The organism is Psychrobacter sp. DWR1-2-3 (assembly GCF_049896465.1).
In the GTDB taxonomy this organism is placed as follows: Bacteria; Pseudomonadota; Gammaproteobacteria; order Pseudomonadales; family Moraxellaceae; genus Psychrobacter; species Psychrobacter maritimus.
Genome location: NZ_JAFCUJ010000001.1, coordinates 750,144 through 772,835, shown reverse-complemented (window position 1 = coordinate 772,835; position 22,692 = coordinate 750,144). Strand labels below are relative to the sequence as shown.

At 45.1% G+C, this 22,692-nt stretch carries 14 protein-coding genes; 12 read left to right on the top strand and 2 right to left on the bottom strand.

Annotation, left to right across the window (positions count from 1 at the left end; genetic code table 11):
- Positions 1-92: 92 nt before the first annotated feature.
- On the bottom strand, positions 93-2,789 hold the full coding sequence (locus tag ACP7AA_RS03170) for a penicillin-binding protein 1A (protein ID WP_426222623.1): 2,697 nt from the start codon (positions 2,787-2,789) through the stop codon (positions 93-95).
- Positions 2,790-2,981: 192 nt separating this feature from the next.
- Between ACP7AA_RS03170 and ACP7AA_RS03165 the strand changes: the two genes are divergently transcribed.
- The 11 genes from ACP7AA_RS03165 (at position 2,982) to ACP7AA_RS03115 (ending at position 20,150) form a co-directional block, all read left to right on the top strand.
- Complete coding sequence (locus ACP7AA_RS03165; RefSeq protein ID WP_201625858.1) at positions 2,982-4,037, top strand: pilus assembly protein PilM; 1,056 nt, start codon at positions 2,982-2,984, stop codon at positions 4,035-4,037.
- Positions 4,037-4,696, top strand: coding sequence for a PilN domain-containing protein (locus ACP7AA_RS03160; RefSeq protein WP_372829522.1), 660 nt, complete (start codon positions 4,037-4,039; stop codon positions 4,694-4,696). Before ACP7AA_RS03165 ends, ACP7AA_RS03160 begins: the two co-directional genes overlap by 1 nt.
- A complete protein-coding gene (locus ACP7AA_RS03155) occupies positions 4,693-5,424 on the top strand; it encodes a type 4a pilus biogenesis protein PilO (RefSeq protein WP_201565521.1) in 732 nt (243 codons plus the stop codon). The genes ACP7AA_RS03160 and ACP7AA_RS03155 overlap by 4 nt, the downstream gene beginning before the upstream one ends.
- Entirely contained in the window at positions 5,424-5,957 is a 534-nt protein-coding gene (locus ACP7AA_RS03150; protein WP_201565523.1) for a pilus assembly protein PilP, read from the top strand. The genes ACP7AA_RS03155 and ACP7AA_RS03150 overlap by 1 nt, the downstream gene beginning before the upstream one ends.
- A gap of 27 nt (positions 5,958-5,984) precedes the next feature.
- Positions 5,985-8,357 (top strand): type IV pilus secretin PilQ, encoded by a 2,373-nt coding sequence (pilQ, locus tag ACP7AA_RS03145; protein WP_426222622.1) that lies wholly within the window; start codon positions 5,985-5,987, stop codon positions 8,355-8,357.
- A 164-nt stretch (positions 8,358-8,521) separates the two neighbouring features.
- A complete protein-coding gene (gene aroK, locus ACP7AA_RS03140) occupies positions 8,522-9,085 on the top strand; it encodes a shikimate kinase AroK (protein ID WP_201565531.1) in 564 nt (187 codons plus the stop codon).
- 62 nt (positions 9,086-9,147) lie between these two features.
- The gene (gene aroB / locus ACP7AA_RS03135; protein ID WP_426222621.1) at positions 9,148-10,326 is read left to right on the top strand and encodes a 3-dehydroquinate synthase; all 1,179 of its coding nucleotides are present in this window, start codon (positions 9,148-9,150) and stop codon (positions 10,324-10,326) included.
- A 183-nt stretch (positions 10,327-10,509) separates the two neighbouring features.
- Complete coding sequence (locus tag ACP7AA_RS03130; protein WP_426222620.1) at positions 10,510-11,616, top strand: hypothetical protein; 1,107 nt, start codon at positions 10,510-10,512, stop codon at positions 11,614-11,616.
- A 994-nt stretch (positions 11,617-12,610) separates the two neighbouring features.
- Positions 12,611-17,074, top strand: coding sequence for a glutamate synthase large subunit (gene gltB, locus ACP7AA_RS03125; RefSeq protein ID WP_426222619.1), 4,464 nt, complete (start codon positions 12,611-12,613; stop codon positions 17,072-17,074).
- 168 nt (positions 17,075-17,242) lie between these two features.
- Positions 17,243-18,664: an FAD-dependent oxidoreductase gene (locus ACP7AA_RS03120; protein WP_426222618.1), complete on the top strand. Its 1,422-nt coding sequence runs from the start codon at positions 17,243-17,245 to the stop codon at positions 18,662-18,664.
- A gap of 250 nt (positions 18,665-18,914) precedes the next feature.
- Positions 18,915-20,150 (top strand): FUSC family protein, encoded by a 1,236-nt coding sequence (locus ACP7AA_RS03115; protein WP_201565023.1) that lies wholly within the window; start codon positions 18,915-18,917, stop codon positions 20,148-20,150.
- Between the two features lie 128 nt (positions 20,151-20,278).
- Here the strand turns inward: ACP7AA_RS03115 and ACP7AA_RS03110 are convergent, their stop codons facing one another.
- Positions 20,279-21,412, bottom strand: a complete 1,134-nt coding sequence (locus ACP7AA_RS03110) for an ABC transporter substrate-binding protein (RefSeq protein ID WP_426222617.1) — start codon at positions 21,410-21,412, stop codon at positions 20,279-20,281.
- 388 nt (positions 21,413-21,800) lie between these two features.
- On the opposite strand from ACP7AA_RS03110, the gene ACP7AA_RS03105 reads away from it, so the two are divergent.
- Positions 21,801-22,598, top strand: coding sequence for a 3-oxoacyl-ACP reductase (locus ACP7AA_RS03105; protein WP_201624684.1), 798 nt, complete (start codon positions 21,801-21,803; stop codon positions 22,596-22,598).
- Positions 22,599-22,692: the final 94 nt, after the last annotated feature.

The following is a 22,692-nucleotide window of genomic DNA, read 5'->3' as shown; positions in this document are numbered from 1 at the left end:
AATACAGGCTCTACAGTCTCATAAAAAAGGTCTTGCGCAGAAGACTGAGCAAGACCTTTTTTATGAGACTGTTAACCAGAATAGTGGTTAATTTATTCTGGCATCGGCGGCATACGCGCAACTGGCGTTGCTGATAAAGGTTTGTTTTGAGGATTGTTGTCGTCAGTACGACTTGGCTTCGGTTTCTCAGGAGCTGGTCGATTTTGAATTTGCTCTTCAACTGGTTCAGGAGCAGGGGGCTTACGTTGCTGGGTGGTGGTCTTAACGGGTTTCGCTGATTTACCCTCATCGGCAGTATCGTCTTCAAGCTCGGCAGCACCTTCATCCATCATTTCTATAATGCTCTGCTTTTGCTTTTTTGATTTGGCACGGTTATTAATAGAGACCCATTGATGAGGGGTGTCTTTTAATTGGGCTTTCATAAAGTCCATCCAAACCGGCAGCGCTGCTACGCCGCCATACTCGCGGCGACCCAGCGTTGATGGCTGATCAAAGCCCATCCATACAACCGTGGCATTGGTAGGATGAAACCCTGCAAACCAGGCATCTTTCGCTTCATTCGTCGTTCCGGTCTTACCGCCAATATCATCACGTCCTAAGGCTCTTGCTTTCACAGCCGTACCGCGCTGGACAACATCGCGTAAGATATCTGCCATCTCAAAAGCGACTCTAGGTTTTAAAATACGCGGTGCTTGTTCAGCACGTACGTACTGTACCACCGGCGCTTTGAGGCGATCTGAATATGGGCTTGCATCATAAATATCTAAATCAAGCGCTTTATCATCTTTTGCTATCTTGTCGTTATTTTCTGCTTTTAGCTCAGCGTCTTTTTTATCTGTCGCTTTATCTTTAGCACTAATGCTTTCATCTTTAGCAGCAGCTGCTTTATTCTCTGCTTCTATTTTTGCTTCATAATCTTTGATAAGCTTTTTATTGACAGCGTCAAGCTGCTCATTAAAGCATAAGGCGCAAGCTTGCTGCGGGTTGGCTTGAAACAGCAGCTTATTATCATAGTTATAAATTTGTTCGATAAAATAAGGCTGGATGCGATGTCCGCCATTAGCAAAGGTGGCATAAGCCGTGGCCATCTGTAATGGCGTGGCCTGACCAGCGCCCAATGCTAAAGACAAAGTTGTAGGTAGCTTTTCTTTATCAAGGCCAAATTCGTCTAACAAATTGCGCGCATCAGAGATACCAATTGCTTGCAGCAAACGGATAGAGACTAAGTTACGAGATAGATAAAGCCCACGGCGTAAGGTGATATCACCTAAAAAACGTTGGTCGGAATTCTTAGGTTTCCAGTCACCTACTTGAATAGGGCGGTCCGAGACAATACTGTCTGGACGATAGCCTTTTTCTAAAGCAGTGGTATAAACCAGTGGCTTAATCGTCGAACCTGGTTGACGCCAGCCTTGTAGCGCACGGTTGAACTTACTATGGTTAAAGTCGAATCCACCTACCAAGGCTCGAACGGCACCCGTTTCAGGATTTAGAGAAACCAAGCTGCCCTGTACTTCAGGTATTTGTCCCAATTGCCAATTGCCATTGGTCGTCGGTATCAGGCGCACGATATCATTTTTGCTGACAATCTGACTGGCATTACTCGGAAAGTAGCCGATGCGATCGGCAGAGATATATTTGCGCGCCCAGCTCATACCAGACCAGTTAACCGTTACATTCTCACCAGAGGGCATGGTTGCTTCAAAACTGCGAGAATTGACCTTGGTCACTTTGGCTGGAGACATATTACTATAGCGACGGAATTTTTCCAGCGGTTCGCCATTTGCTTCAGCGCCGCGCCAGCCATGACGGTGTTCATAAGCCACCAAACCTGTTAGTATCGCTGATTCTGCCGCTTTTTGTGCTTCGCTATCAACAGTCAAACGCACGCGCCAGCCACCATGCATCACTTGCTCGCCATAGCGGTTGACTAAGGCAGAACGCGTCATCTCTGCCAAATACGGCATATTGACGTCAAGTTTTTCTTGATAAAGATTGATACCAATTGGGGCGTTAATGGCTTCGTCGTGCTGAGCCTTATTAATATATCCCAATTCATGCATACGTCCAATAATCCAATTACGGCGGGTGAGGGCGCGACTTGGATTGGCAACCGGGTTATATTTAGATGGAGCTTTTGGCAGACCTGCCAACATGGCCATTTCGGCAACAGTGAGGTTTTCTAGAGATTTACTATAATATTTTTTGGCCGCGGCGCGAATACCATAAGCGCCTTCGCCTAAATATATTTTATTGACATATAAGGTAAGGATGTCATTTTTGCTCAGCTCGTCTTCGATTTTACGGGCTAAAAATAGCTCTGTCAGCTTGCGATTTAGAGTACGCTCTGAGCTTAAGAAATAGTTTTTGGCAACCTGCATGGTAATAGTAGAGCCACCCGTTTGACTCTCATCGTCGGTGACCACTTCAGTCACAGCGCGACCAAGACCTTTAATACTAATGCCGCTATGCTGAAAAAATGACGCATCTTCCGCCGCTAAAAAAGCCTGCGTTAAGCCTTTAGGGATTTCTTCAAACGTAACCGGTAGCGATAAACGATTGCCGTACTGACCAATCAGTTTGTCGTCACTACTATATATCTGTAACGGCATTTCTAGGTTAGCCGTTTTAATCTCTTGAATGCTTGGCAAGGTTGGCGATAAATACATTGCCATACCGTAAAAGCCAATAGGTACGGCAAGCGCTAAGATTAGCGCTAACGCTAAACAGGCAATGAAAAGCCCCACCAAAAAGTGAATGAGACGAGCGGTAGCATTTTTTTTGGTCATAAGAAGACTTATCAATTAAAGTTTCAATAGATAGGGCATTATACCTTGAACAAAATAGGCAAGTAATAATAAATGTGTAAGTGTTGCTTAATAAGTAATTTAAATGCTTGAATCTATCTGTTAAGTAAAGTATTGTACTAAATTATTACAAATAACTATCAGATTGTACACTTAACATAAGGTATAGAGTTTGTGAGGCTATTTACTTCTAAGAGTCGACATTTGATTGGCGTGGATATTTGCACCACCTCAGTGAAGTTGGTTGACATACAGCGTCAACAGGGCATATTTCACCTAAAATCTTACGGCATAGAAAGGTTGCCGGAAGGCGTAGTCGTCGACAAACTCATTGTAGACACTGAAGCGGTGGGTAACACAATAGCAAGCTTGGCGCGACGTTGCCAAGCTGCCGGTAGCAACGCCGCTACTGCAGTTTCAGGCTCAGCCGTGATTACCAAAATCATCGATATGGATATGGTGCTTAACGACGTTGAGCGTGAAGCGCAAATCCGCTTGGATGCTGATCAATACGTACCTTATCCATTAGAAGATGTTAATTTGGATTTTGAGGTATTGGGTCCCTCTTTGGTTAATGACAATATGGTGCAGGTACTATTGGCAGCCTCACGGTCGGAAAATGTCGACCAAAGAGTGGATGCGCTGACCTTTGGTGGCTTGCAAACCAAAGTGATGGATATCGAATCGCATGCGATTGAGCGTGCCTTTGGTTTGATGGCAGATAGCCTGCCAAACGTACCAGATTTGGTGGCTGTCGTCGATATTGGTCATAATCAAACCACATTATATATTGCTAAAAATGGCGAGTTTATATATAGTCGTGAACAATTATTTGGTGGTGTGCAGCTTACTGAAGCGATACAAAATCGATACGGATTGTCCGCTGAAGAAGCGACGATTAGTAAACGCGAACGTACTTTGCCGGACGATTACTATCCTGATGTGTTGACCCCATTTATAGAAAATACCATTCAACAGATTACTCGATCATTGCAATTCTATTTCTCATCCAGTCAATATACCAGTATTGATCATGTGGTGCTTGCAGGCGGCAGTAGTTCTATTGCAGGACTTGCCGGTATGGCACAGCAAAGATTGGGCGTACCTGTGAGTATGGCAAATCCGTTCATCAATATGACCATTGCTCCACATATCGATAATGAGCAATTGGCGCTTGATGCACCAAGCTTAATGGCCGCTTGCGGTCTTGCGTTAAGGAGCTTCGACTAATGGCTCGTATTAACTTATTGCCCTGGCGGCAAGAAGAGCGCGAACGCCGCAATAAAGAATTTATCACTTTGGTGGTGGCCGTTACTTTGCTAGCTCTATTGGCGGCATTCGCTTCATGGAGTTATTTTAACAATGAACTCGATGAGCAGTTAGATGCCAATGCACTGATTGAACAAGAAAATGCGCGCCTAGATAAAGCCTTGGTAGAGATTGATAGCTTAGAGCAGCGCCGTGATGACATCGTCTCACGCATGCAGGTTATCCAAGATTTGCAAGGTCGACGTCCGGTTCCTGTACGGTTATGGGATGATCTTGCCAAGGCGATGCCGCCAGCGCTTTATTTAAATAATTTAAAACGCGAAGGTGATGTGCTTACTTTAACCGGTCTTGCTGACAATCCAAATATTGTCTCTAGCTTGATTCGTAACCTTGATAATAGCAAATGGATGGGTAATTCAGCAGTGAGTAATATTCAGCAAAATATCACTGCTTATGAATCTGCTCCAGCGCTTAATAATACGGTTACTGTTGGTGAACAGCCGCGTCCTATTTATCCTGAAGACAGTTATGTTCAGTTTGTGGTAACGACCAAAGTACAGTCAGAAACGATTGAAGCTACTGATGCGGATGGTAATGCTGTGCTTGGAGGTGAGTTATGAAACTGAGCCGTAAAAAAAGCCTCATTAAAACCAAAAAGACGGCGGTTAGTACTAAAAAGCCGTTTGATTTGAATGAATTCCGCCGCAGCTTTGAGTCGTTGGATGCTGAGAACTATGGCAGTTGGCCGCTCCCTGTCAAAGTCACCGTGATTGGATTTATTATTGCCTTAATCGCTGCGCTGTCATGGGCATTGCCGATTAGCAGTAAAATTGATGAGATTACTGCTGCTGAAAGTCAACAGCAAACCTTACTGGATAGCTACCGTGAAAAAGAATCACGGGCGCGCCATTTAAAGGCCTATCAAGCGCAAGTCATTCAAATGGAAACGGAGTTCAATACCTTACTTGACCAGCTACCCAAAGATACCCGTGTATCAGAATTGGTCGAAGGTATCAATATGACGGGCGTTGGCAGTAATATCCGTTTCCAAGATATTTCAGTAGAGCCTGAGATTGAAAATGAGTTTTTTATCGAGCAGCCTATTCGTATTGCCGCGTTAGGTGAATACCATCAGTTTGGTAGCTTTATCAGCGGGCTTGCTGCCTTACCGCGTATCATTACGATGCATGATTTTGAAGTCAGTAATCCGCAGCCAACTTTGGATGTTCTACCTGAGCTCAATCTGGTGCTACAAACCAAAACGTATCGCTCAAAAGAAGCGGCTCCTGAAGGTGATGAAGCTGTCGCGCCTGATGCTGCTACCACTGATGCTGCAGGAGGCAACTAATGAATATCCAAAAACTGCCCATGCTGCTTATTTTAAGCGCCACTGTTTTGTCAATAACGGGTTGTACTGACCGTATCGGCATGGCAGAGCAGGCGATGGCTGATATTCGTAACCAGCCAGCGCAGCCGATTGAACCGCCGCCCAAGGCTGAGCTGGTAGAAGATTTTGTCTATAGTGCCAGTGCGCAGCGTAGTCCATTTTTGCCACCAAGCTTAGTGAACGTTCAAGGCCCTGCTACCTCTATCGATGGCGTGCGCCCTGATATCACCCGAGTAAAAGAACCGCTTGAGCAATATGAGCTATCGCAACTCGTCTTTCGCGGTGTCGTTATTTCCCCTGAAGGTCAGCAATATGCCTTAGTACAGCGCCCCGATGGTTCAGTTGCGAGCGTTAGAGTCGGTAATTATCTTGGATTAAATGACGGCCGTATTGTTGAAATCACGCCGACCCAGATTAACTTGATTGAAATTGTGCCAGACAGCCGCGCTGGGTTTGTAGAAAAACCCCAGTCGCTGGTCTCCCCTATAAGCTAAGTCGGCAGATTTTTTGAGGAATACATAATGACAGTACGCAATAACAAGGTAATGACGATGAACAACCGCGTATCTTCTACGTTTGCCATCTCTGCATTGGCAATGAGTATGGTAGCAGTTAGTAGCAGTGCTCATGCTGAGCAGCGCATCAATAACGTCTCTGTGGTACAGACCGCACCGGCCGTTACCCAAATGCGTTTGGGCTTTGCCGGCAAACCAGTATTACCTGCCGCTTATCAGCTTGATAATCCAAGCCGTTTGGTATTGGATTTTGAAAAGGTACAAAACGGACTTGCCAGTCGTTTTAATGAATATAACGTCGGTATGATCAAGGATGTCACTACCCTAAATAGCGACAATACCACCCGTCTGATTGTTGGGCTCAAACAAGCGGGCAATTATACCACCGCTATTGAAGGCAATGATTTGTTGTTAACGATTAGCGACCCTAGTCGTCCAGTGGTTAATCAAGTAGTTACCAATGACCCTGTGCAAGACGTGCTTAATGGCAATGCGGGTATCACTACCACTGCTGTTGTTACACCGATAGTTGAGACCAGTAGCGTAGCAGCTGCGCCTATTCGTACCACAGCTACTGGCTCTACAGTAAACAAAACCCAAGTACCTGCTGATACCATGGTGGTGCGCGTCAATCCGTTGCTAAGCCCACAGCTTGCGGCCTCACAAGTGAGTAAGCAGTATAGTTATGACGGTTTAACGGCGGTTAATTTTACCGCAGGCAATGATGGTGGCGGTAATGTCAGTATTGCGCTTGCCAACGAAGCCATTCCAGTTGACGTCCAGCGTCAAGGTAATAAGTTGGTTGTACGTTTAACCGGCAGTACCGTACCGAGAAATTTATTACGTCGCTTAAACGTGAATAGTGGTTTGGTTGATAGTATTGATACTAAAAACCAAGGTCAAAATGGTGTGATCACCATCAATGTTAAAGAAGATTATGAGTATCAAGCTTATCAATCGGGTAACCAGTTAAATATCAATATCCGCAAGCCTGAGCTACTTCGTGAGCCAACGCTTGAAGAAAAAGTATATAGCGGTGAAGCGCTATCTATGGAATTCCAAGACGTTGAAATCCGTAGTGTGTTAGATATCTTGGCACAGTTTACTGATATGAATATCGTGGCTAGTGATTCGGTCGCGGGTAATATTACCTTGCGCCTGATTAATGTACCTTGGGATCAAGCGCTAGATATTATTCTAAAGAGTAAAAATCTTGGTAAGCGTGAAAATGGCAACGTGATTTTGGTTGCGCCTTCGACTGAGCTTGCTGAACAAGAGGCACGTGAGCTTGAAGCGCAGCAAGCGGTTGAGTCGTATGCGCCGCTACGTACGGAATACATTCGCTTAAGCTATGCTAAAGCGGCAGATGTTTTGACGCTTATCTCTCAGGGCAGTGGCTCATCTGGTGGCAGCGGTACTGGCAACACAAATTCTACTGATAACAATACCTTGTTGTCTAACCGTGGTACGGTAACGGTTGATGAGCGTACCAATACCTTGATTATCAAAGATGTCGCTGAAAGCATTGAAAATATTCATAAGCTGATTGGTAAAATTGATATTCCAGTCCGTCAAGTAATGATTGAAGCGCGTATTGTTAGTGCTACCGATAGCTTTAGTAAAGAGATCGGCGTGCGTTGGGGTATCTTGTCAAACGGCGCTGCCAATAACCGTAACTTGTTGGTCGGTGGTAGTAATCAGACGCTATGGGATTTAAAAGATTTTGACGTGGAAACAACGACAGTGAATGGTCAAACCGTTTCTTATCCTAAATATGACATCAGCCGTCCTGATAACTTAAACGTTGACTTAGGTGTTGCTAACCCAGCGGGTAGTATCGCTTTTGGGCTACTTAGCATGTCAGATGTGATGCTCGATCTTGAGCTATCAGCCCTACAAGCCGATAACCGCGGTGAAGTAATTTCGACACCAAAGATTTTGACGGCTGATAAACAAACGGCAAAAGTATCTTCTGGTACACAAATTCCTTATCAAGAAGCCTCGGCCAGTGGCGCGACCACGACCAGCTTTAAAGAAGCGGCATTAAGTCTAGAAGCGACGCCAAACATTACGCCTGATGGCAAAATTGGTTTGCAACTTGTTATTACCAATGGCACGCCAACGATTATTAATAATCAGGTAGCGATCGCTGAAGATTCAATCTCGACCAACGTCATTGTTGAAGACGGTCAAACCATTGTTCTAGGCGGCGTCTTTAAAAATCGTAGCAGTAATGGTGTCGATAAAGTACCTTTCTTAGGTGATTTGCCTTATATCGGTCGTGCCTTCCGCCGTGATGTCCGTAATAACTCTAAAGAAGAGTTATTGATATTTGTCACGCCAAAATTGATTAATGATGGCATCAGCCGTTTAAATTAATCAGCGTTTAATGTCTTTATAACTAAAAAAAGCAAGCATCAGCGCTTGCTTTTTTTATGGCCAATTTTTGCGTGTGCTTGGATTTTACTCACAATAATCAACGCGCATTACTAGCCAGAATATCAATGACGTTGTATCATACCTAATTTAGCTGAGTGCGTATTATGGTTGAGGAATTACCGTCGGTATTTCTAGTGGGGCCGATGGGAGCAGGCAAGACCACCATTGGCAGGTTACTGGCTAAGCAGTTAGGGCGCTCGTTTGTAGACAGTGATTGGTATATTGAGTCACAAACCGGCGCAGATATTGCTTGGATATTCGCTAAAGAAGGCGAAGCGGGCTTTCGCGAACGGGAGACGCGTGCCATCGATGAGCTGACGCAGCAATCACAAATTGTCTTAGCGACCGGCGGCGGCGCAGTAATGGCGGCCGAAAACCGTGCCTTTCTTAAAGAGCGCGGCATCGTCGTCTATCTCAATGCTCCGGTGGACGTGCAAATGGCGCGTACTGCCAAAGATAAGTCGCGACCATTATTACAACAACCGAATCCTAGAAAAATATTGCAAGATTTATACAGCGCTCGCGACCCCTTATATCGGCAAGTGGCGCATATTATCATGCCGACCGGTCATACCTATCCTCGCCATATGGTCAATCAGTTATTGCAGCAACTAGACGCATTTTGTGCCTCAACTTCTATCAGCTCAGCACATCAAGAAGATGAATAAGAAAAAGTTTAATAAACAACGCCGCGCAATTTAATTCAATCCTCATACTTAAGGAGATTTTCATGGCAACGCCACTGTTTCATGCCACCCTAACAGTACAGACGCAAAGTCATGATTATCCTATCGTCATTACTGAAGATAGTAATGCAGGCAACCCTAAAAACATTGTTAGTAACACTGCTGAAAACGCTGCTAATAACATTGCTGAAAATGGCGCTAAAAAAAGCAGCATGGCAAGCCAAATTGCTCCTTATATTACAGCTCGTCAAGTCCTTATCGTCACCAATGAGACGGTTGCGCCTTTATATTTAAAGGCTTTACAGGAGGAGCTTGAAGCACAGTTTACCGTCAAGGTTTGTGTGCTCCCAGATGGTGAACAATATAAAAACCAGAGCAGTATCAATCAGATTTATGATGCGCTGATGGCCGAGCACTTTAACCGTGATGTGACCCTAATCGCACTTGGTGGCGGTGTGGTCGGTGATATGACAGGCTTTGCCGCCGCAAGTTTTATGCGCGGGGTCAATTTTATTCAAATCCCAACGACTTTATTGTCACAAGTGGATTCAAGCGTTGGCGGCAAGACCGGCATCAACCACCCCCAAGGTAAAAACATGATTGGCGCATTTTGGCAGCCGCAAATGGTGCTTGCTGATATGAGCACGCTGAAAACCTTGCCTGCACGTGAGCTATCAGCAGGATTGGCAGAGGTTATTAAGTACGCGCTGATTATGGATGCAGAGTTTTTGACTTGGCTTGAGCACAATCTACCAGCGATGATGGCTTTGGATTTAGCCATACTTGGCGAAGCGGTGAAGCGCTGCTGCCAGTACAAAGCCGATATCGTCGCACAAGACGAAAGAGAGTCCGGTGTGCGCGCCTTATTAAACTTCGGTCATACCTTTGGTCATGTGATTGAAACCCATGAAGGCTATGGTAATTGGCTACATGGTGAGGCGGTCGCGGCTGGTATGGTGCAAGCAGCTGAGCTGTCGCAAAAGCTTGGTTGGTTAACGAGTGCTGACGTTGCCCGTATTAAGCGCGTATTGGTATTGGCAAATTTACCTATCACGCCACCCGCTATTGACGTACAAACAGCGTTAGGTTTGATGGGACATGATAAAAAAGTCAAACACGGACAAATCCGCCTTATTTTGTTAAAATCATTAGGTGAGGCGGTATTGACCAATGATTTCGATGCTGAGCTGTTAACAGAAGTATTGTCACAACATCACTCATAAAGGTTAATAAAGGTGTCAATACTGTTAATAATAGAGTCAATACTATTCATCATAGCGTTAAGATTTTAATTTATGGCCTTATCATTAAGTGACAATTTTTTAACTGCATCTTTATAAGTATTGCGTTATAAATGGCTTTTTATCAGACTATTTTTATAAGTACTTTTCCCCAAGGACATCTCCATGGCAGTATCACGCTCGACGACTCGCACAGCTGGGCAGAAATATCGCCGTCAAGCACTGATTTGGCTGATAGCGACACTGCTATTGGGCGTGTTTACCGCCTTAGTTTGGATGTTTAGTCAAACGCCAGCGATGGGCGAAAAAATCGAGAATGAGCCAATATCAGCGCCACAAGCCTCAACTGATGAGCTTGAGCAGCCGTTAAAGATAGAATCCTTGCATGAGCTTGATACCGATGTGCAGCCGATTAGTTTTGATGCCACCGTCCGTGATTTGCGCAGCTACCCCGATGAGTTTAAAGATAAGCGTTATCTGCTGGCCAATAAAGGCAAGTGGACGGTGCAGGTGATGAATGTCGCTGAAAATGATGTCATTGTCAGCTATCTAGAAAGCCGTGAAGATCGCGAGAAGTTTGCTTATTTTCGCTACCTTGATGAAAACAATCAAGTACGTTATATGCTGACTTATGGGCTGATGAGCAGTCCACAAGAAGCGGTCGGCGCGGCTAAACTAATAGACTTTAAGCTGCCTGCTAATGTGCGTGTGTTGCCAGAAGAGATCAATCGCTACGTCAGTATTATTGATAATTATGAGCGTCCTGATCCCGTCAAGGACTTAAGCACCAAACGCACGCGCGCTGTCAATTTGCGCCCAACCAAACGCGAAGTGCCGGTGCGTCAGAAAGCACCAGCTAACGATAGTGCCAACGAGCAAGCAGCAAGTAATGCCAATCGCGGCGCGCAAGAAGGGACGAATAATAGCACTGCTGAAAGTATTCGTCAGTCAGTCGATACCTCTGAGACCTTATCTGTCAATGAAGAGCGTACGGTCGGTATCGAAGAGCAGACAACGACTGCACCAACACCAAAAAATGCAGATAGTAGCCGAAAATCTGAAGCAAATAACAACAATGAACCGAAAAAACCACCCGTGGTTGAAGCGCCTAAACCGCCGAGTGCGAATGCAAACAGCAATGCGGCTAATAAGAACGCCAATTCCAATGCGGCTAATAAAAATGCCAATGCTAATAACAATGCCTCAAAAAATAACGCCTCAAAGAACAACAATGACAGCATAAAAGAGCTTATTGAAGAAAAAAGCAATTAATTTCAATGAGCGTTTATTAAGAAAGCCTACCAGCTATCCTGTTTGGTAGGTTTTTTTGTGCCTGTGATTTTGGTAAGAAAAATTATATTTGAATGTATGCAGTGGTTATTAGGTTTTAATATTAAGGCTCAGCGCTATAGTAAAGCTAGTTAAAAGTATCATTATAAACGGCTTAAACGGGGTCTCAGTCGAGAAAGTTGCTGATAGCATCATCATTGATAATATAATTTTTTACAAAATGGAGAGCACAAAGACATAGAAAAGACTAGATTTTTTGTCAATCATTAACTAAGATAACTATGGGCGACGTTCTGTATAGTTATCGTAAATCGTTATCTAACATCGCAGCATTTAGTAAGTAGGCTTGCTATAAATACAAGCACTTACGCTTATGTTGTTGTCTCAAGCGCTGCTACTTGCCATCTCTATTAAGCTTATTGCAAGTGGCACAATCTCTCGTTATTACCCTAATTGGGGTCATTAAGGCGCTTGAGTACAGAGCGTCTGATATTCAAATTTGACGGTTTAGGCTAGTGATAGTAGCTACTTTACCCATCATTTTCTTATCATTTACTTGGCGCATTATCTATCGAAGTGGTTAACAGATATCAGCATTTACCAACGTTTATGCGACTCACATTGAGCGCCTTAACTGCTGAAATAAAAGCGCAAGCCTGTAAAGATCGATAGTGAATGATGTATAAGGGCTTTAAGGATAAAAGGATAGATAGGGTGATGATCATTTATCTCATCTCCTGAATGCAGTCCTTTTAATAGCCAACCCTAAAGTAAAGGTTTCAATTACTGTATAGTAATTAAAAGAGTAAAGAGAATCGTGGTAAGTATTTTTATCACCTTTAGAATCTTTACTCTATTTGCTCTGCCTGCGTTTTATTAATCCGCTTATGTGAATATATACCCGTTCTGCCTGCGGAGTTTGGTTTGTACATCATATGAGATGTATATGCTGTCTGCTTACTTAAAAGGACAAGCTATGTCAATGATTTCCTCCTCTACGCATTTGGCGACCCCAGATGACTTCTCTGATAATTGCGGCTTTGGTTTGATTGCTCATATTGAGGGCCAAGCCAGCCATGATTTGGTAAAAACAGCCATTCACAGCTTAAGTTGTATGACCCATCGCGGCGGTGTCGCCGCGGATGGTAAAACCGGTGATGGTTGCGGTTTATTATTGGCGACGCCAAGCGTGTTTTTTAGCAATATTGCAGCTGAGCAAGGGTTTACGCTGACGGCCAATTTTGCAGTAGGTATGGTCTTTGTTAATTTGGACGAGACAAAAGCGCAGTATAGCCGACAGGTGCTCAATGAAGAGCTTAGCGCCCAAGGCTTAGAGGTAGCTGGTTGGCGTGATGTGCCGCTTGATTTGAGTATCGTTGGTGAGATTGGTCGTGAGACCTTACCCGGTTTTCAGCAAGTATTTGTCAATGCAGCAGATGAGCTAGCCGCCGATGATTTTAATCGTAAGTTATTTGTCGCGCGTAAAAAAGCTGAACAGCGTTTGGTTGATGACGAGCTGTTTTATGTATGCTCATTAAACTGTCAGACGATTATTTATAAAGGTTTGGTCATGCCATCAGACCTGCCAGTTTTCTTTTTAGACCTACAAGATACGCGTTTGGCCTCGCATATTGTGGTCTTCCATCAGCGTTTTTCGACCAATACGTTACCGCGTTGGCCACTGGCGCAGCCGTTTCGCTATTTGGCGCATAATGGTGAGCTGAATACCATCACCGGCAACCGTAGCTGGTCTGAAGCCCGTACGCCAAAATTAAAATCTGATAAATTGCCCAATTTAAACGAACTAACGCCACTGGTTAATAGCACCGGCTCAGACTCATCAAGCTTAGATAATATGCTAGAAGTGCTGATGTCGGGCGGTATGAGTCTGTTCCATTCGATGTCGATTCTGGTGCCACCCGCTTGGCAAAATGTCGATAGCATGGATATGGATTTGCGCGCGTTTTATGAGTTTTACTCGCAGCATATGGAGGCGTGGGATGGCCCAGCAGGTTTAGTGATTCAAGATGGTCGCTATGCTGTCTGTATGCTTGATCGTAATGGTCTACGCCCATCGCGTTGGGTCACGACCAAGAACGGCTATATCACTGTGGCGTCTGAGGTTGGCGTTTGGGATTATGCGCCAAAAGACGTGCTCGCTAAAGGTCGGGTCGGTCCCGGTCAGATGCTGGTGATCGATACCATGACCGGTCAAATCATGGATACCAAAGCCATTGCTACCTTGCTTAAAAAGGCCCATCCGTATCGTAAGTGGCTACGTGAAGAAGCAACCCGTATCCGTGATGATGAGCGCCTTGAAGAAGAGTTAGCCGCACAAGCCTGCCGCGGCGAGCCGCTAAAAGCATTGCAAAAAATGTATCACATCACCAATGAAGAGCGCACCGAAATTATCCGTCCTAATGCCGAAAATGGGCAAGAGCCAGTCGGTTCGATGGGTGATGATACGCCTATGGCAGTACTGTCGCAGCAAATTCGCCATGTCGGCGACTTTTTCCGCCAGCAGTTTGCACAGGTGACCAATCCACCGATTGATCCATTGCGCGAGTCCATCGTGATGTCACTACAAACTTGCTTGGGTGCTGAGACCAATGTGTTTGCGCCATCAGCACGCGACGCCCATCGTATTATCTTATCGTCGCCGGTATTGTCAGCCAGTAAAATGCAGCAGCTCGAAACTTTGGATGATCCAGCGTTCCAGCTGGCGCGTATCGATTTAAACTACGATGCCAATCTTGAGTTATCAGCCGCCATCAAAGCTATCTGTGAGCAAGTGGCAAACAGCATCCGTGCTGGTCATACTTTGATTGTCTTGTCTGATAAAAATATTGCTGCCGATAAAGTACCGGCCAATGCCATTATGGTCACCGGTGCGGTGCATCATTACTTAATTGCCCAAGGTATTCGCACCGATGCCAATTTAATTATCGAGACAGGTCTAGCTCGTGATTCGCATCAAGTAGCGGTATTGATTGGCTTTGGCGCGACCTGTGTTTATCCATATTTAGCTTATGATGTCATTGATGATTTGGTAGCGACTGGCGAACTGCTTGGCGATCCGATTCAAGCGCGGGTAAATTTCCGTAAAGGCTTGGATAAAGGATTGCTAAAAATCTTATCAAAAATGGGCATCTCGACCATTGTCTCTTATCGCGGCGCGCAATTATTTGAAGCGGTTGGGCTTTCTGAAGAAGTGGTAAGCTTATGCTTTAAAGGGGTGCAAAGTCGGATTAAAGGTGCAACCTTTGCCGATTTAGCTGCCGATCAAGCGCAATTGGCTGCCAATGCCTTTAAACGTCGTGCGCCCCTCGATCAAGGTGGCTTGCTGAAGTTTGTCTTTAATAAAGAATACCATGCCTTTAATCCTGACGTCATTAATAGCCTACATACCGCTGTACGGACAGGCAATTATGATAATTATCGTCATTATGCCGATTTGGTTAATAGCCGTCCCGTTGCGACCTTGCGTGATTTATTGCAATTAAAAACTGATAATTCTATCGATGTTAATGAGGTCGAAGATATCTCAGCAATCTTGACGCGCTTTGATTCAGCAGGGATGTCATTAGGGGCATTATCACCCGAAGCCCATGAAGCGATTGCCATGGCGATGAATACCATTGGCGGGCGCTCAAACTCTGGTGAGGGCGGCGAAGATCCAGTACGTTATGGCACGCTGCGTAATTCAAAAATTAAGCAAATCGCCTCTGGTCGATTTGGCGTGACGCCGGCCTATCTGCGTTCAGCAGAAGTGATGCAGATTAAGGTTGCTCAAGGCGCAAAACCCGGTGAAGGTGGTCAGCTGCCAGGCGGTAAGGTCAATGCGCTAATCGCCCGTCTGCGTTATTCGGTACCCGGGGTAACGCTCATATCACCGCCGCCGCATCATGATATTTATTCTATTGAAGATTTGGCGCAGCTGATTTTTGATTTAAAACAAGTCAATCCAGATGCTTTGGTATCGGTAAAATTGGTCTCGCGTCCCGGTGTTGGTACGATTGCAACGGGCGTGGCAAAAGCCTACGCCGATTTAATTACTATCTCAGGCTATGATGGCGGCACCGCAGCATCGCCACTATCCTCTATCCATCATGCTGGCTCGCCGTGGGAGCTAGGGCTTGCTGAAACTCATCAGTCGCTACGTGTTAATGGCTTGCGTGATAAAGTCCGCATCCAAACCGATGGTGGTCTAAAAACCGGTCTTGATGTGGTCAAAGCCGCGATTCTCGGTGCTGAAAGCTTTGGCTTTGGTACCACGCCGATGATTGCGGTTGGTTGTAAATATTTGCGCATTTGCCATCTTAATAACTGTCCGACCGGCGTTGCTACCCAAAAAGCCCAGCTCCGCGATGAGCATTTCATTGGCGAAGCAGAAATGCTCATTAACTTCTTTAAATTTGTCGCGACTGAAACGCGTGAATGGCTTGCGGCATTAGGCGTACGCAGTATGGAAGAGCTGGTCGGACGTACTGACTTGCTTGACGTGTTAGAAGGTAATACCGATAAGCAGCGTCATTTGGATTTAACGCCGTTATTATTTAGTCATCCAGCCAGTAGCGGCAAAGCGCAAACCTGTCAGGTTGCGCGTAATGAGCCATTTGATAAAGGCTTGCTTGCTGAGCAGATGATTAGCGATATGCTGCTCAATATTCGTCAAGGTAACGGCGGCGATTATAGCTATGCCGTCGGCAACTGCGATCGCTCTATCGGCGCGCGTATTTCAGGCGAGATTGCGCAGCTATGGGGCAACCTTGGCATGAGTGATATGCCCATTAAGCTGCATTTAAACGGCACCGCAGGGCAAAGTTTGGGTGTTTGGAATGCGGGTGGCTTACATATTGAGCTTGAAGGCGATGCCAATGACTATGTCGGTAAAGGCATGGCGGGCGGTGAGATTGTCATTTATCCGCCGAAAGACTCAAGCTTTCATGCGCAAGAAACTGCTATCATCGGTAATACCTGTTTGTATGGTGCCACGGGCGGTAAGCTATATGCTGCTGGCACGGCGGGCGAGCGTTTTGGCGTACGTAACTCTGGCGCGCATGCGGTCATCGAAGGCACAGGCGATCATTGCTGCGAGTATATGACCGGCGGTATCATTACCATCCTTGGTCGTACGGGTCTGAATTTTGGCGCGGGTATGACGGGCGGATTTGCGTATGTGCTCGATATGGATGGTGACTTCTTTGATCGCTGTAATCATGAGCTGATTGATTTAAACCGTATCTCAAGCGAGCAAATGGAAGGTCATCGTATTTACTTGCAACAAGTCATTGAAACCCATGTCGATAAAACCGGTAGTGCGTGGGGGCAGACCATCTTAGCGGACTTTGAGCATTATGCGCGTAAGTTCTATTTGGTGAAGCCCAAAGCAGCAAACGTTGCGACCTTGCTTAAGACCACGACGGCTGATCCACAATAAACGGGATGAGTTAGCAAGAGGTTTACGAGCAGTTTTAACTCATAGCTTTAATGCACAATTTTAAGCAGGTAAATGACAGCCCGTATCCGTAAATTTGCCTCATTAAGGCTGCAGATATTGGCTGTCGTTAGCCACTATAAAATACCTCTATATAAAAGAGACAATACCATGGCAAAACGCTTAGAAAATAGTTTTCAGTTTTTAGATGTACCACGCCTTGAGCCCACCAAAAAAGACATCGCCACCCGTTCAACCGAGTTCGTCGAGATTTATCATCCATTTGAAAGCGAGTCAGTGGCGCAGCAATCGCATCGCTGCCTTGAATGCGGTAACCCGTACTGTGAGTGGAAATGTCCGGTACATAATTACATTCCCAATTGGCTTAAATTGGCGAGTGAAGGTCAGATATTTCAGGCGGCAGAATTGTGCCACCGTACCAATACCTTGCCTGAAGTGTGTGGACGTGTCTGCCCGCAAGACCGCTTATGTGAAGGCGCTTGTACCTTAAACGACGGCTTTGGCGCGGTGACTATTGGCAACGTCGAAAAATATATCAACGACACCGCTTTTGCCCTTGGTTGGCGTCCTGATATGTCCGATGTGATTTGGACGGACAAAAAAGTCGCTATTATTGGCGCTGGTCCAGCAGGTTTGGGCTGTGCAGATATCTTAGTTAGAAATGGCGTGACGCCTGTTATTTTTGATAAACGCCCTGAAATTGGCGGCTTATTAACCTTTGGTATTCCAGAGTTTAAAATGGAAAAAGACGTCATGCGCAACCGCCGTGTCATCTTTGAAGGTATGGGCATGGAGTTTCGTTTAGAGACAGAAATCGGTACTGATGTCAGCATTGATGAGCTGCTAAGTGAGTATGATGCGGTATTTATGGGCATGGGTACTTATACCTATATGCGCGGCGGCTTTGCTGGTGAAGAGCTAGAGGGCGTCTATGATGCGCTAGATTACCTGATTGCAAACGTCAATCGCTGCAACGACTGGGAGAAAAATCCAGAAGAATATATCGATTTAAAAGGTAAAAAAGTGGTGGTGCTAGGCGGCGGTGATACGGCGATGGACTGTAACCGTACCAGTATTCGTCAAGGGGCGCAGCAAGTGGTTTGTGCTTATCGCCGCGATGAAGAAAATATGCCCGGCTCCCGCCGCGAAGTGGTCAATGCGCGCGAAGAGGGTGTTGAGTTTTTATTCAACCGTCAACCGACAGAAATCATTGGTTTAAATGGCAAAGTGAACGCGGTCAAGGTGATTACCACTCATCTAGGCGCACCTGACAACCGTGGTCGCCAGCGCCCCGAGCCCATTCCCAATTCAGAAGAAATTATCCCCTGCGATGCGGTTATTTTGGCCTTTGGTTTCCGTCCTAGCCCTGCTGATTGGTTTGCAGGGAAGCAAATCTCGATGGACAGCTCGGGTCGGGTCGTAGCCGCCGAAAAACAAACCTTTAAATTTCAAACCAGTAACCCCAAAATCTTTGCTGGTGGTGATATGGTACGCGGCTCTGATTTGGTCGTGACAGCGATTTGGGAAGGTCGTGAAGCGGCGGAAGGCATTCTAGATTTCTTAGAGGTGTAGCATTTGGCTCTAGCAATAGCTAAATGCTCTTAGCCAGACGTTCTCAGCTAAGCACTATCTTGGCGTGCTTTTTTGTTGTTATGTGCTAGCATGTTTTGACCTTTAACGTCTTTTATCTTTTAATAGATGAAAGGCGTTATTTTTTGACCATTGCTTTATTATCGCTTTATCAATAGTTAAGCTAGCAGTTATTATTTAACCGCATTTTTATTCATTTATTTTTATTCATTTATTATAAGAGACAGCCTGCGTGAAACCGACTTTTTGGCAACGATTTACTGCGCCGTTTGTGGAGCCATATGCCCGCTATCAGCATGCGGATATTTTGCATGCCATACGTTTGGGTGTGGCCGTGCTGATTGCACTGTTGTTAAATGAGTTCACGCACTTGCCGCATGGCGAGTGGACGACCATTACCGTGTTTGTGATATTGGGCTTATTGCAATATCAAGGGGCGATTTATACCAAGGCCAAAGAGCGCATACTCGGCACCTTACTTGGGGTGGTGGTCGGGCTGAGTTTCTTATGGCTGATCCAAGATACCGGTCATTGGCTATGGTTATATTACGGGCTGATTGGTATTATCAGTGGCATCATCGGTTATGTAGCGGTCAAGCAGCTGGGTTATATTGGTCTATTGACAGGGATTACGATGCTGATGATTGTTTCAAGCCCTGATCATAGCAATATCGCCCAAGATGGTTTATATCGCGCCTTTAATATCTTACTTGGGGCAGGGGTGGCGGTAGCAGCAACCTTAATTTTACCGCTTAAATCGACGTTAATGTGGCGGTTTTTATTGGCTAGCAATCTTGAAACCTGCAGTAATTTGTACGCTGGGGTTGGCAATCATATTGATGCGGAAGTTTTGGTACCCAAGCCATTTAAATATAGTAAGGCGACCAGTTCAGCCAGTATTATTTATCCAAAGAGCAGCTCTGTACCAGATACACCCGTTAATAAATCTTTGGTCAAAGCCCTGCAAAAAATCAATAAGCGCTTGCTTGCCGTGCGCCCGCATATCGCCGCGACAGCCAGTGAATCAGGAATTGAAAAAGAAACGCTAGAGACCATTCAGCGTACCCATCGTAATATTATTGGTACGATTGACTTGCTCTTAAGTGCCGCGCCGCGCTTAGCGAATATTGAAATTGACGATGAAAATCATATTTTGCTTATCCATTATCAGCATGAATTAACGCAAGCGATGCAGCATATGGCGGCGGTATTACGTAGCCCAAACGATGAGGTATTTCGTCCTATTACGCGCATTGCGGTATCAGAATATCCAAGTGTAGAAAACTTAGGCTTTGAGTGGCAAGGCTATTTTTGGTTAACTCAAACCTTACAACTACAACTGCAGCGGCTCAGTGATTTGCTACAAACCACCAAGCCGCAATGGTTTGCCGCCTCAGGTCTGCGTTATCAGCGCCGCGAGCAGCGGCGTATTGAGCATAAAGGCAGCGAAACTGATTTGCATTTATAAATAGAAAAATAAATAAAAGACAAATAAAAAACGCTGACTCTATAAGGTCAGCGTTTTTTTATAACCATATTTAATAAAAACAGCTATTAACCATCAACCATTAATAATCATATTTTAACAAACAATGATTAACGACCGGTTTTCAGCTTATCCCAATACTGCTGATAAACTTGCAAGGCTTCATCACCGACATCTTCTTGGAATTCAGCTTTTGCTAGGACATCTTTGCTTGGATAAATGGTTGGATTGTTTCTAACCTCTTCTGGCATCATCTCACGCGCGGCGATGTTAGGCGAGGCATAACCAATCTCTTCGCTGACGATTTTAGAGTTCTCAGGACGCAGTAAGTAGTCAATAAATTTGTGTGCTGCATCGACCTGTTTGGCGTTTTTTGGAATCACAAAGTTATCCATCCATAAGATAGCGCCCTCAGTTGGGTATTTATACACCAAGCTGGTCAAGCCTTCGTTATTGGCGATGATAGCTTCACCATTCCAACTCATACCAACCGTGGTTTCGCCTTCCATATACGGCATGCGCGAGGCATCGGAGTTAAAGGTTTTTACATTTGGCATCAAGGTTGTTAGCTTCTCATAAGCAGCTTTGATTTCGTCAGGGTTTTTACTATTACCTGAATAGCCAAGGGTCAATAGCGCCATACCAAACACTTCGCGCATGTCATTCATCAGCATCACTTGACCTTTATACTCAGGACGCCATAAGTCATTCCAGCTATTTACGGTCGCAGGATCGACCGCTTCGCCATTGATGGCAAGACCGGTGCTGCCCCACATGTAAGGAATCGAATATTTGTTTTCTGGGTCAACTTTGGTATTGGTAAATGAGGTATCAAGATTCTTAAAGTTGCTTAATTTGGATTTATCCAGCTCTTGTAGCAACCCTTCTTTGGCCATTTTTTCGACATAATAGGTCGATGGAATCGCTAAATCATATTGGCTAGAGTCATCAAGCAATTTAAGCTTGGCGTACATGGCTTCGTTAGAATCAAAGGTAGTGTAATTGACCCGAATGCCCGTCTCTTCGGTAAAGCCATCGAGAATTTCCTGCGGCATATACTCAGACCAGTTATACAAATTAAGCGTTTCTGTACTGGCAGTTGTACCGTCAGTTGCCGCATTGTCAGAGTTGCTACAGCTGGTAAGTGCAAGTCCGACTGTCACCGCTAAAAGCGCTTTTGGCAGTATACGAGTGCCACGAACAATGCTGTGAGCGGCAGAGTGGGATGATGATAAATGGGTCAAAATAGCTCTCCTAAATAAGAATGATGCAAATGAGTAAAAGTTAGATGGTAGATAGTTAATGCTAAGGGCTAAGTGGTGAATACTAAGTGTTAAGTACTAAATATAAGCTATCGAGCCAAATGTGAAACTATTATGGCTATGATTGTGAATAATTTAAAGAGTAAGGATGCAACCGATATTCATACCACTATTAAGGCTCATGCTGATAACTGGCTAAGAATTATTTAAAACTAATAGTATGAGGTTTTCCGCTAAACTTTTGTAAGATAATAAGCGCAAATAATCATGTTATGATGGGCGCTGGTTTATTTTTCAGCCTCCACTTAACAACATAGTTTATATAAAATAAATAGATTAACCATAACACAATAATAAAGGATGCAACATCATGACTCAGAGTAACCCACTGATTCCAGCGCTGCTCACGGATAAAGTCGCTATTGTCACTGGCGCTAGTCGCGGACTTGGCGCTCAGATTGCTGAGCAAATGGCAGCAGCAGGCGCACGCGTTTGCGTCAATTATCTTAATAGTAAAGGCGCTGCCGACCAAGTGGTTGCCGATATCATTGCCGCAGGTGGTCAAGCATTTGCTTATCAAGCTGATGTTAGCGATTTAGCACAAATGCAAGCGCTGGCAGCTGAAGTGGTTGCGCGTTATGGTCGCATTGATATATTGGTCAATAACGCCTTGCCAAGTTATCAGTTTAATCCCAGTGCCGACTATACCAGTATCGAAACCGTCAAATGGGCGCATTTTTCGCAGCAGCTTGACGGTATTGTTAAAGGTGCGGTCAATAGTGTGCAAGCGGTACTACCACAAATGAAAACGCAAAAAATGGGCAAGATTATCAATATCTCGACCAATCTTGTTTATAATCCGGTGGTCACTTATTACGACTATACCACTGCCAAATCCGCATTGATTGGGCTGACGCGTAACTTGGCTGCGGAGCTTGGACAATACGGCATCCGCGTTAACTTGCTGGCAGGTGGATTGCTACAAACCACGGATGCGAGCCGTTTAACGACTGAAGAAGTCTTTGATTATATCGCCACCACCACGCCATTACGACAAGCAACCTCGGTGGCTGATTTTGCCAATTCGGTGCTATTAATGGCGTCTGATTTGAGCTTGGCCATCACCGGACAGTCTATCGCTGTCGATGGTGGTTTGACGATGCCTTAAGGCTTTGAGGTCATGATGCTGTGATGCCTTGATATCTAAACGTTGATAAAAATAGCAAGATAAAATAAAAAACAAGCGCAGTTCTAACCATATT